This is a genomic window from Streptomyces niger (assembly GCF_000718305.1).
GTDB classification, from domain to species: Bacteria; Actinomycetota; Actinomycetes; order Streptomycetales; family Streptomycetaceae; genus Streptomyces; species Streptomyces niger.
This window is the reverse complement of record NZ_JOFQ01000047.1, coordinates 1-11,458: the sequence shown is the minus strand read 5'-3', so window position 1 is coordinate 11,458 and position 11,458 is coordinate 1. Positions and strand designations below refer to the sequence as shown.

At 71.1% G+C, this 11,458-nt stretch carries 9 protein-coding genes and 1 pseudogene; 8 read left to right on the top strand and 2 right to left on the bottom strand.

Annotated elements, in window-relative coordinates:
* Nucleotides 1-667 precede the first annotated feature (667 nt).
* From IF20_RS39665 to IF20_RS38750, 8 genes and pseudogenes are all read left to right on the top strand, one after another.
* On the top strand, nucleotides 668-1,048 hold the full coding sequence (locus IF20_RS39665; protein WP_199896927.1) for a hypothetical protein: 381 nt from the start codon (nucleotides 668-670) through the stop codon (nucleotides 1,046-1,048).
* Between the two features lie 41 nt (nucleotides 1,049-1,089).
* Nucleotides 1,090-3,756: a DEAD/DEAH box helicase gene (locus IF20_RS36755; RefSeq protein ID WP_110944902.1), complete on the top strand. Its 2,667-nt coding sequence runs from the start codon at nucleotides 1,090-1,092 to the stop codon at nucleotides 3,754-3,756.
* Between the two features lie 459 nt (nucleotides 3,757-4,215).
* Entirely contained in the window at nucleotides 4,216-5,448 is a 1,233-nt protein-coding gene (locus IF20_RS36750) for a DNA-binding protein (protein ID WP_456113446.1), read from the top strand.
* A 528-nt stretch (nucleotides 5,449-5,976) separates the two neighbouring features.
* The gene (locus IF20_RS40805) at nucleotides 5,977-6,507 is read left to right on the top strand and encodes a TnsA-like heteromeric transposase endonuclease subunit (RefSeq protein WP_324605628.1); all 531 of its coding nucleotides are present in this window, start codon (nucleotides 5,977-5,979) and stop codon (nucleotides 6,505-6,507) included.
* A gap of 62 nt (nucleotides 6,508-6,569) precedes the next feature.
* Nucleotides 6,570-6,806, top strand: coding sequence for a hypothetical protein (locus tag IF20_RS40800; protein WP_324605627.1), 237 nt, complete (start codon nucleotides 6,570-6,572; stop codon nucleotides 6,804-6,806).
* A gap of 5 nt (nucleotides 6,807-6,811) precedes the next feature.
* Nucleotides 6,812-8,512, top strand: a complete 1,701-nt coding sequence (locus tag IF20_RS36740; protein WP_456113445.1) for a transposase — start codon at nucleotides 6,812-6,814, stop codon at nucleotides 8,510-8,512.
* 44 nt (nucleotides 8,513-8,556) lie between these two features.
* On the top strand, nucleotides 8,557-9,036 hold the full coding sequence (locus IF20_RS41055) for a hypothetical protein (RefSeq protein ID WP_456113444.1): 480 nt from the start codon (nucleotides 8,557-8,559) through the stop codon (nucleotides 9,034-9,036).
* Nucleotides 9,037-9,164: 128 nt separating this feature from the next.
* Nucleotides 9,165-9,860, top strand: a pseudogene (locus IF20_RS38750) (TniB family NTP-binding protein); the annotation flags it as partial.
* 143 nt (nucleotides 9,861-10,003) lie between these two features.
* On the opposite strand, the gene IF20_RS36735 reads toward IF20_RS38750, so the two are convergent.
* Together IF20_RS36735 and IF20_RS36730 are read right to left on the bottom strand one after the other, a co-directional pair.
* Nucleotides 10,004-10,807 (bottom strand): DUF6042 family protein, encoded by an 804-nt coding sequence (locus IF20_RS36735; protein ID WP_052869782.1) that lies wholly within the window; start codon nucleotides 10,805-10,807, stop codon nucleotides 10,004-10,006.
* Between the two features lie 63 nt (nucleotides 10,808-10,870).
* Nucleotides 10,871-11,254, bottom strand: coding sequence for a hypothetical protein (locus IF20_RS36730; protein ID WP_234427005.1), 384 nt, complete (start codon nucleotides 11,252-11,254; stop codon nucleotides 10,871-10,873).
* Nucleotides 11,255-11,458: the final 204 nt, after the last annotated feature.

Genomic DNA, 11,458 nt, shown 5'->3' with positions numbered 1-11,458 from the left:
GAGCGGGTACCACATCGCTGCGCGATGTGCAAGCGAACACCTCCGCTGCGCGGAGGTGTTGCGCTCCCGCTCCGCGTGAGCGCTGGCGGGTGGCTGCGCCACCCGCACAACCCTGGCGCTGCGCGTCAGGGTTGACGCTCCGTCCGCTGCGCTCCCGGAGCGGTGGGGCTTTGCCCCACTACCCGGGGCTTTCGTTGCACTCCAGCCCAGGGTCGGCGGGTCCGCTGCGCTCCCCCGCCTCAACGGCCCTTCCGGCTGCGCCTCCAGAGCCTCCAGGGCCCGCTGTCGCGGGCCCGGCTGGCTACGGGAGTGGGGGTTGCTCGTTCGTGTCGAGTTCCGGGTAGCGGCTGCATCACATTGATTCAGCATGTAGCCTTGGCGGGAATATAAGACACCCCCATCCGCCCGGGCACTTCCCTCAATTCTGCAGAGGACGGTCGCAGATGACCGGTCACCACGATTTCATCGGGCCAGATCCCGCGCCGAGCAGCGTTTCTGTGCGCCGGCTGACGCAGTACCCAGACGGCGGGCGCCAACCGGTTGAAGCTGTTCGCATTCCTGGCCGCCCAGGGCGTGCCTGTGAGCGAGGTGATCACGCTGGACGGGATAGCGCCGGCCTCTTGCGGCCACACTGTTCGCGGACGGCTGGGACGAAGGTGTGGCAGCGGTGAGCGAGACCTTGGTGGGCATCACGGGCCGGGACTGGCACTGGGACTGGGTGCGGCGCGGCGGCTGGTCGGCCGGGGCTTCTGAGCTGGCCGTACATATCGCGGACGTGCGGCGGCATGAACAGGCGGACCTGGTCCAGCTGGATGTTCGTTCGGGAGAGCGTGCTGCCACGCGCGCACCCGAATATCGCGCAGCGGCGCCGGGTGAGGTCGATGGTCTGCGCTCCCACGCGCCGGTGGAGCTGTCTACAGGTGTCGTCATCGTCTGCAGGCTGGCTCCTGCGCCCCCGGACGACAAACCGTCGCGGAGAGATGGAAAGCCCGGCGTGCCACTTCGCCCGATCCGGGATGGCTCGGGCGCGTGCTTCGCCCGCACGTAGCCGTCTGAATAACCACTGGATTAGTTATCAGGGGAGGAAAAATGTCTGCGATCCAGCTCAGGGAACACCAAGTCGACCAGAAAGCGAGTTTCCGAAAGTGGGTGGGTTTTCCTGCAAGGTCATTTGTGCCGCCGGAGGGGGCCCGTGCCACTGGGGTGTCCGCGACCGGGTCGGGGAAGACGTTCACCGCTGCCGCCTGCGCGCTGGACTGCTTCCCCAAGGGTCGGATCTTGGTGATGGTGCCCACCGTGGATCTGGTCGTGCAGAGCGCGGAGTCCTGGCGCCGAGTAGGGCACCGCGCGCCGATGGTCGCGGTGTGTTCGGCGGAGAGCGACCCGGTGCTGGACGAGCTCGCGGTGCGCACCACCACCAACCCGATCCAGTTGGCCCTGTGGGCCGGGCATGGTCCGGGGGTCGTGTTCGCCACGTACGCCTCGCTGGTGGATCGTGAGGACCCGGAGGATGTCACAGGTCGAGGGCGTGTTCGCGGGCCGTTGGAGGCCGCTCTGGCGGGTGGGGAGCGGCTGTACGGGCAGCAGATGGACGGCTTCGACCTCGCGGTCTTGGACGAGGCGCACATGACGGCCGGCGATGCCGCGCGGCCGTGGGCGGCGATTCACGACAATTCCCGCATCCCGGTCGACTTCCGGCTCTATCTCACCGCCACCCCGCGCATTCTCGCCTCTCCCCGCCCGCAGCGCGGCCGTGACGGCCAGGAGCTGGTGATTGCCTCGATGGAGGCCGATTCCCGGACGTATGGCCCCAGGATTTTCGACCTCGGCCTGGCGGAAGCGGTGGAGCGACGGATCCTTGCCGGATTCGAGATCGACGTGCTGGAGATCCGCGACCCCGACCCCGTCCTGGGGCTGTCCGAGGATGCGCTGCGCGGCCGGCGCCTGGGACTGCTGCAGGCCGCGCTGCTGGAGCACGCGGCGCAGCTGAACCTGCACACCACCATGGTGTTCCACCAGCGGGTGGAGGAGGCCCGCGCGTTCGCTGAGCAGATGCCGGCGACGGCCGCCGAGCTGTACGCGGCCGAGGCGTCCGCGGCCGCCCTTGCCCACGCGGAGGAGCTGCCCGCCTCCTCCCTCGATGCGGAGCTGTATGAGCTGGAGGAGGGGCGTCACGTGCCTCCGGGCCGGGTGTGGGCCGACTGGCTGTGCGGGGACCATGCTGTCGCACACCGGCGTGAGGTCATCCGTCAGTTCGCAGACGGCGTCGACGGCCGCAATCGGCGGGTGCACCGGGCGTTCCTGGCCTCGGTGCGGGCTCTGGGTGTCGGGGTGGACATCACTGGGCTGCGTGGGGTGGAGGCGGTGTGCATCGTCGGCTCCCGCAGCTCCCAGGTCGACGTCGTCCAGAACATCGGCCGCGCCTTGCGGCCCAACCCGGATGGCACCGTGAAGACCGCGCGGATCATCATCCCCATCTTCCTCGCCCCCGGCGAAGACCCCAAGGACATGCTGGCCTCCGCCAGCTACCAGCCCCTGGTCGACATCCTCCAAGCGCTGCGCTCGCACTCCGAGCGCATGGTCGAGCAGCTCGCCTCCCGCGCCCTGACCCGCAGCGCGGAGCGCCGGCGCCTCCACGTCCGTCCCCAGCAGGCATCAGCGGGATCCGGCAGTGGCGGCGGCCAGGAAGAGGTGGGCGATCAGGCGCAGCGGGAGGTGGACCGTGTCACCTCGCTGGTGGTCAACTTCGCCCGCCCTCGGGACGCGGCCGACGTCGCGGCGCTGACCCGCTGCCGCGTCATCCGGCCCCAGTCCCTGGTGTGGCTGGAGGGCTACCAGGCCCTGATCCGCTGGCGCGCCGAGCAGGGCATCACCGGCCTGTATGCGGTGCCCTACGACACCGAGACCACCGCGGGCGCGACGACGGACTTTCCTCTGGGCCGGTGGGTGCACCAGCAACGCAAAGCGCTCCGCGCCGGCGAACTCGACCCCCACCGCAAAGAGCTGCTCGACGAAGCCGGAATGGTGTGGGAGCCGGGTGATGAGGCGTGGGAGGCCAAGCTCGCCGCGCTGCGCTCCTACCGGCGGGCCACCGGACACCTTGCCCCACGCCAGGACACCCTCTGGGGCGAGGACGAGACGATGCTGCCCCTCGGGCAGCACCTGGCCAACCTCCGCCGCAAAGGCGGCCTCGGCAAAGACCCCGAGCGGGCTCAGGTGCGCGCGCAGCAGCTGGCGGAGATCGACCCCGACTGGAACTGCCCCTGGCCCCTGGACTGGCAACGCCACTACCGCGTCCTCGCCGACCTCGCCGCCGACGAACCCGACGGCCACCTGCCCGACATCCCACCCGGCGTCACCTTCGACGGCGACGATCTGGGCAAGTGGCTGCAGCGGCAAAAGCAGCCGAGCACATGGGCACAGCTGTCCACCGAGCAACAGGAACGGCTGACCAGACTGGGCGTGCAACCTGACCAGGCGCCGTCTCCCGCCCCTGCAGCCACGAACGCGAAGGGGCCGAGCAAGGCACAGCAGGCATTCCAGCGAGGACTTGCGGCCCTCGCGCAGTGGATCGAGCGGGAAGGTGCGCACCGGCCGGTACCCCGCAGCCACGCCGAAAAGGTCGCGGTTGAGGGCGAGACCGAGCCCGTGACCGTGAAGCTCGGCGTATGGGTCTCCAACACCAAAACCCGGCGCAACAAGCTCACACAGGAACAGCTGAACGCGCTACGGGAACTCGGCATGGAATGGGCGTAGCGCTGGCAGGGAGTGCGCTCCGAGTGGAGGAATGTACTGGTCAGGAGGGCAGTCGGGCGAGGTGGCAGGCCCCGATGGCGGCGCAGCATGAATGCCTACCGGGGTCCGACGGTGTGGCTCGGTCACGGCAGGAAGGAGCTGCCGTATGCACATTGCGGTGTCGTTGCAACTGCCGGGCAAGGAAGACGGAAGGACCGTAGGGGCCTCTTTGACCCTCTTGTGAGGCGGCAGCGTCCGAGACCGGGGTGAGAAAGCGGTGAACAGCCATCGTTCCAGCCCTCCTCACGGGAGCCTGGAGGGATGGTTCCCGGGGTCTTCCGCGTGTCTCCCTTCGCCGGGGAGACGACGTTTTCGTTTCTGTGCCGGATCGCGGCCCGTTACGGGTTGGAGGCGACGGTGTTGCGGTCCTGCTGGCAGTGGCGTAATCACCAGCCCCGGCAGGAGAGCTCGGGTTTCCGGATGGATGCCGAGGTGCTGCTGAACGCGGCAGGGCGGCAGGTCCGGGTGGGGCTGTGCGATATCGAGGAGAGGGTGCTGGCGCGGGCGTTGCCGTCTTGGGGGCAGGGGGATGCCAAGCTGCCCGCGGAAGAGGACAGCGTGCCGTTGGCGGTGTGGCGCATCGGTGCAGTGGTGGCCGGTCCGGTGGCGTTCGGCTGCCGGTTGTGCGCGGCACAGCGGTGCGGGGTGGCAGTGCCGGTGGTGCGGTACGCGCCGCGGTGGGAGCGGGTGTGTGTCCGACACGTGCGGTGGCAGCTGGACGCGGACGCCGACCAGCCCCTCGAGCATCTGGACGTGCGGCACCTGCCGGAGGTGACCGATGCGCAGCGGCGGTGGACCGGGGTGGCGCGGCGGGCGGTGCGAGCCGGGGCCGAGCCGGAGCGGGTGTTCGCCCTGGCCCACGCGGTAGTGACCCGCTGGTGGGAGCAGGCCTTGCACTGGGAGCGGGAGAGGGTGTGGCCGCGGCGGCTGCACCAAGTCGCGGGCGGTGACGCCGGGGGTGATCTGGAGCGGTGGCGGATCGTAGGGCGGGACGCGGTCGTCTTCCCCGAGGTGGTGGCCGTTGCGGAGGCGCTGCTGGACCCGGTGATGGCCGAGCTGGTGTGGATGGATAGCGGTGCCGGGCGGCCGCGGCCGCTGCCCGCCGACGGCACGTTCTGCCGCCGGCTGGGTGAGCGGGTCGGGCGGGAGTGGCTGGGGCCGCTGGCCGCGACCGACTACGGCGGCCCGCTGACCTCCTGGATGGGCAGCGTCATCCGGCTGCGCCGCGGCGCCGGCGGCCCACCCGGTTACGACAACGACCCGTGGTGGTTGCGGCAGGAGCACCAGGCCGCGACCGTGGCCGGGCAGCTGAGGGTGCTGGGCAAGGAGAAGAAGGCGCCCGGCTCGGGGACGATGTGGCGCGCGACGGTACCGGCGGAGCAGCGCGCTGTGATCAGCAGCCTGATCGATGACGCCGCGGAACAGCTCATCCAGCTGCGCGGGACGCAAACCGGCCCGAGTGCGGACGTGGCCCGGCGGCTGCTGCGCGGCCTCAGCCATGCCGCCGGTCTGATCGACCAGGCGCTTGAGCGCACTGTCGTGGCGGCCGTGAACGCCGGCGTGCCGCCGCAGGAGGCGGCCCAGTGGGCGCAGTTGCCTCCCGGCGCTTTGGCGGACGCGCTCAAGACGTACCAGGACGCGAAAGACAGATAGGCCCTGGCTTGCCGGGTGGTCTCCGGCCAGGGAGGGCGCGGAGCGCGGCCTGGCGGGGCCGGTTGGTATCGCATCAGGCGGCGTCGCGTGAGCGAAATGCTAAAGGCAGCTCCGGCCGGCAGGGAAGCTAGTTTGGGTGGGCCGGGTGAGCGGCAAGCGTGTGGTGGCCGGGCTTGGCGGCAGGCCGGGGCGGGTGGATGTGCATATCGGCACGGGGTTCGAGGCGGTATTCCTCGACCCGGTCGGGCAGGTGGTGCAGCAGCGGTGGGCGGACGCCGCTCTCGCGGTCGCATTCGAGAACCTCGATCCATGCGATCGCTGGCGCCTCGCGCAGCAGGCTTCGGTCCCGCGTAGGAGAACAGTGCAGAGGCCTGCACTGACAGGACGGAGGTGCTGCGCCATTCTGAGCCCGCGCCTGCGCGCCCTTATCAGGGCGGTAGCGGGCGAGCTACCGTCCGGTTCGTCTGCGTGGCCGGGCCGAGACGGACTTGTCTGGAGTACGTGATCAGTACGAACAGTCACGGCGGCGTGCCTGTCGCCTCGCCATTTGCTTCCGTCGAGGATGGCTGTCCCACGCTGGTCTTCAGCGGGGTGGAAGCGGTCTTCGCCGCCCCCGGTGGGCAGTTGATGCAGCAGCGGTTCCTTGATGCCGCCGGGACGGTGCGGTTTGAAGATCTCCAGCCGGTCTCGGCGTTTCCGGTGGTGCCGGGTCGCCGGTGGGGGCCGGGCTGGTGGTGGTCGGCAACGACCGGGCGGCATGTGGTGCACGGCTCGGTGGCGATGCGCCTCCAGCTGATGCTCCTGGACCGCGACCCGGACGTGACCGGGCTGGCCGGACGTCCGGTGCGGCTGGTGTGGCGTGATCAGAGCGAGGGGCGGGTGCGTTCCTGGGTGCCGCAGCTCTTCGTTCGGTACACGGATGGCACCGGGCTGCTGGCGGACTGTCCCGCCCGGCCGGGTGCGGGCGGTGTGCGGGCGCGGCGGGCCGCGGAGGTGGTGGAGGCGGCGTGTGCGGCGGTGGGCTGGGCCTACGGCGCTTGGTGCCGCCGGAGCCGGTGACGGCGGCGAATCTGCGGTGGCTGGCCGGTTACCGCCACCCTCGCCATGCGGGTGGGTCAGCTGTGGCGGCCGCGGTGGTGGAGGCGTTCAAGGTGGCGCGGCCACTGGCCGAGGGGGCAGCGGCGGTAGGGGATCCGCTGCAGGTACTGCCGGCTGTCTATCACGCGCTGTGGTGCGGGCGGCTGACGGTGCCGCTCGATGAACCACTGCAGGAACAGACGCTGGTCGCCGCGGCCTCCGGGAACAGCGAGGACGTCGGTGGCCGGCCGGCGGAGGCCGAGGAACGGGGAGAGGGGTAAGCGCGGTGGGCGATTCCCACGGCATGGGGCGGCGGCCGGTGGTGGAGGTCGGCGCGCACATCGTCCACCGGGGGCAGACTTGGCAGGTCGCCGCCCTGCAAGGGCAGCGGGTCTATCTGCTGCAGGACAGCGGTGAGGAGAAGACCCTGCTGGTGGGGCGTCTGTTCGCTGACCCGGACTTTGAGGTGGTGGGCGAGCGGGCGCCGGAGCGGGTGCCGCGGTGGGGGCTGTTTGAGACGGTGCCACTGGCGGCCCAGCAGCGTGCGCTGGCGTGGCTGCCGCACATCCGGGAGGTGGAGACCGGGTTGCCGCACCCTCCGGGCAGCTGCGAGGGGCAGAAGGTGCGCGAGGAGTACGACCCGGAGCGGTGGACGCTGGCGCAGCGGGATGCGGCCAAAGCGCGGGAGATGACCGCGCTGGGCTTTGCCCGGGTCACGCGCACGACGGTGGAGCGGATGCGGCACGCCTACCGCAAGCAGGGCCTGTGGGGGTTGGTCGACAAACGCTGCGCGCGCCCATCCAGCGCGACCGGGCGGGCCGATGAACGGGTCGTGGCCGCGGTGCTGGAGGCGTTGCGCAGGCAGTGGGGGCGCTCGAAGGGGACGGTGAAGGGGCTGCGGGTGCTGACCGGGCAGATCCTGGAGGAGGCACACGGGCCGAGAGCGGTGGCGCTGCCTCCGGTGTCGTCGTTCTATCGGCTGGTGAACGCGCTGGCCGACCCGGCCGAGCTGCCGGGGCGTCCTGGCCGGACGGCCACCGCGCCCGCCCGCGCCGCTGCCTCGCCGGTGGTGCTGCGGCCGGGTGAGCAGGTACAGATCGACACCACCCGCCTGGACATCATGGCCGTCCTGGAGGACGGCAGCCTGGGGCGGCCGGAGCTGACCATCGCCGTCGACGTCGCCACTCGCTCCCTGCTGGCCGCCGTCCTGCGCCCGCAGAGCACCAAAGCCGTCGATGCCGCCCTGTTGCTGGCGGAGATGGCCGTCCCCCACCCCGCCCGGCCCACCTGGCCCACCGCCCTGCAGCTGGCGCGGGCCCAGGTGCCCTACGCGCGGCTGCTCTCCTTGGACGAGCGCCTTCAGGGTGCGGCCGCCCGCCCGGTGGTCGTGCCCGAGACGATCGTCGTCGACCGCGGGAAGATCTATATCTCGGAGAGTTTCGTTGCCGCGTGCGAGACGCTGGGAGTGAGTGTGCAGCCCGCCCCGCCCAGGCGGCCGCAGGCCAAAGCGGTGGTGGAGCGGACCTTCGGTGCGATCAACGACCTGTTCTGCCAGCATGTGGCCGGCCACACCGGATCCAACCCCCAACGCCGCGGATCCGGCGCGGTCGCCGAGGCGCGGTGGACGGTCCCGCAACTGCAGGAGTTCCTGGAGGAATGGATCATCTGCGGGTGGCAGGACCGGCCGCATGAGGGCTTGCGCCACCCCGTCCTGCCGAAGACTGCCCTCACCCCGAACCAGATGTGGGCCGCGCTGATCGCCCTGTGCGGCTACGTGCCCCTGCCCCTGACGGGGACCGACTATCTCGAGCTGCTGCCCGTGCGCTGGCACCCCATCACCGAGCGCGGTATTCGCATCGACTACCGCACCTATGACGACGACATCCTCTGCCCCACCGCGGCCAGCGCTCCGGCGTCACCAGCAAGGACGGCAAGTGGGAGGTCCACCACAACCCCCACGACGCCCGGCAGATCTGGGTCCGCCTGACCGACGGAGCGCTGCACGAAATTCCCTGGGTTCACCGCGACCACGTGCACCAGCCCTTCACCGACCAGATCTGGCGCCACATTCAAAGCGAGGTCGAGCAGCGCGCGGACCGCGAGCAGCACGAAGCCGACCTCGCCGACGCCCTGGACCAGCTCCTGCGCCGCACCCGCGACGCGGAGAGGACAGCGCCCAGCACCAGGCGGCGGAGGAACAACCGCATCACCCGTCCGGGACAGGCGCCGGTGCTGCCGGGGCTGGCTGACGTCCCCCGCCCGCGGCAACCTGCCGGTACAGACGTCTTGGGGGCCCAGGCGGCGCCGGCCGGCCCGGTCCACACCACGGATCCGTCCAGCCAGAGGCCCTCGCTGGACGAGGCCCCGGCGTGGTCCGGAGAGCGGGGTGAGAGCCTGGAGGAGCTGAGCGCCGAGGGCGAACAGCCGCCCGGTGAGGACCTGACCGCCCCGGATGCCGGGGCCGGCGGATACGGGCTGTGGGACGCCGAGGCAGAGGCCGAACAGTGGTGAGCGCCGGGCCGCGCACAGGTGAGGAACCGGAAGGCGGCCCGCACGCGGCGAGCGTGGCACGCCTGCCCCAGGGCACCGGCGCACCGCACGGCGCCGGCGAGGACCGCCAGGAGGCACGGCCGCGGTCGGTGACGACCTGGGACGGCTTCGCCGACTTCGTCACCACGCCCGTGGCCGCCCCTCCCCCACCCGGCGCGCCGCCCCGCAGTCTGCAGGAGCGTCTGGCCTACCACTCGCGGTTCGTCACGGTACGCACCCCCGCCATCGACGCGCTGGCCAAAAACGTGCGCACCCTGATGCTCCTGGGCCGCCACCAGGCGGTCACCGCGCGGCCGTCCCTGATCGTCACCGGCCCCGCCGGCGCCGGGAAGACCACCGCCTTGCTGCAGGTCGGCCGGGCGTGCCACCTCGCGCACACCCGGCGTCACGGCGCAGCGGCGGCCGGGCAGGTCCCGGTCGCCTACCTCCTCGTCCCGCCCGCCGCCAGCGCCAAGACCCTGGCGATCGAGTTTGCCCGCTACCTCGGCATCCCCCTGGCCGCCCGTATGTCCCAGCCGCAGATCGTCAACGCCGTCTGCCACACCTACACCCGCGCCGGCGTGCAGCTGGTGATGATCGATGAGATCCACCGGCTCAACCCCCGCACCACCACCGGCGCCCAGACCGCCGACCTGCTCAAAGACCTCACCGAACGCATCGGCGCCACCTTCGTCCACGCCGGCATCGACGTGACCGCCACGCCTTTGTTCACCGGGGTGCGCGGAGCGCAGCTCGCCGGGCGCGCCTCCCTGATCGACTGCGGCGCCTTCCCCGCCCGCCTCGGCGGCCGGAAGGCGGGCGGCCCCGTCTTCCGGGGCTACACGCACCTCAGTGCGATGCCGTCGGTGCATCGCACTGGAGTGCGTGTACGTGCGGGAATTCGGCCCGCTCCCGTGGCCCGCGGTGATCCCGTCAGCCGTGCGCGGCCTCAGTCACCGCGGCTCAGTTGGATACGGTGCTCGTGGAAGTGCTCCCAGTCCATGACCAAGCGGAAGCGGCGGTGGGCCTCCAGGCGCTCCGCGTCGGCCGGCTCCTCGCCGCGCTGGACACGAGCGTCACCGGATTTCACGAGCTCCGCGAGAGCGAGCCGGACGTCGTCGACGTCCTGGTCCGTGGCTGCCGCCAGCCGGTCCAGGGAGGTGAGGGTCTCTGCCGGTTCACCCAGATCGTTGACCAGGTGGTCGATGAGGGCGTCGACGAGCGGGCCCGTGCGCATCGTCCAGCGGATCCCGTCGAGGCGCTGGGTGAGTTCGGCGTCCAGGAGCAGCAGGTCGCCGGGCAGCGGAAGCGCGGCGGGCATGGACCACCGGGTGCCGTCCGGCGTCTCTTCGCGGTGGGCCAGGCCCCACGTCAGGTAGAGCTCGGACAGGTCCCGCACAGTGGTGGGCACCGGGAAGCCGGCGGTCGTCAGCATGGCGCTGAACTGCTTCCAGCGGGCGGCCTCGCACGCCTCGCGGCCCTCCGGCGCGGCCTCGTAGTCCCACTCCTCATCGGGCCAGGAGAACGTGAGGGGACCGTCGAGATCGCCGCCGATCATGTCCCAGTACCCGTCGAAGATCTCGTGCACCAGGTCGTCCAGGGAGCCGGTGAAGCCGGGCTGGCTCGCGGTCCCGATCAGCATGGTCAGCGGGAAGCCCTGGCGAGGCAGGACGTGCTCCCAGCCCGACACCCACCAGTCGTTGTGCATTGCCATGTCCCGGCGCGGGCCGGGCACAGACGCCTTCTCAGTCATCCGCAGCTCTTCCTCGAAAACACCTCGGTGCTCGCAGCGTACGCAGCAAGGCGCGGCAGGCTCTCACGGGCGTCCCACCCACGCCTGGTGGCCGGGGGCGACGCACAGCTGCTCGCGGAGGCGGCCACGCAGGACACCAACGCGGGTTCGGCCCTCCAGGACCTGCAGTCCGCTGCCCGCCGGGTTAAGGAGGCGCCGGTCGATGAGGAGCGGCGGGCGCAGCCACGTCCCGTGTTCTTCCCAGTGCCGGCCGACTTCCGGGGGCTCCGCCTTGACCCAGTGCACCGGGTTCTGTGCGAAGTGCTCGATGCAGTCGGCGTCGCTCTCGCCGGTCGGCATGGTGTGGAAGTCCGCGGCCGGGATCGTCTCCAGCTTCCAGGTGATGCCGCACAGATCGACGCCTCCGTAGTCGTGGACGAAGGGGCCCTTGTCGCCGTAGTCGTCCACGAAGGGCCCTTGTCGCCGTAGTCGAAGAGGAAATCCCTCAGGACGTCGTCCGGCCACTGCAGGGCGGCCAGGGCCGGGGCGGCGCGGAAGCGGTCGAAGCTGAGGCCGCCGTCCTGACGACGGGCCATCAGCAGGCCAAGGTCGTTGAGGTTCATGCCGCCAGATCTACAGGAGATCCCCGACGGTGTCCCCCCAGCTCTCGGT

What these genes read in the sequence shown, in the direction of transcription:
- IF20_RS36755 (WP_110944902.1), top strand. Translation starts at nt 1,090, where the DNA reads ATGTCTGCGATCCAGCTCAGGGAACACCAAGTCGACCAGAAAGCGAGT.
- IF20_RS36750 (WP_456113446.1), top strand. Translation starts at nt 4,216, where the DNA reads ATGGATGCCGAGGTGCTGCTGAACGCGGCAGGGCGGCAGGTCCGGGTG.
- IF20_RS36735 (WP_052869782.1), bottom strand. Translation starts at nt 10,807, where the DNA reads ATGACTGAGAAGGCGTCTGTGCCCGGCCCGCGCCGGGACATGGCAATG.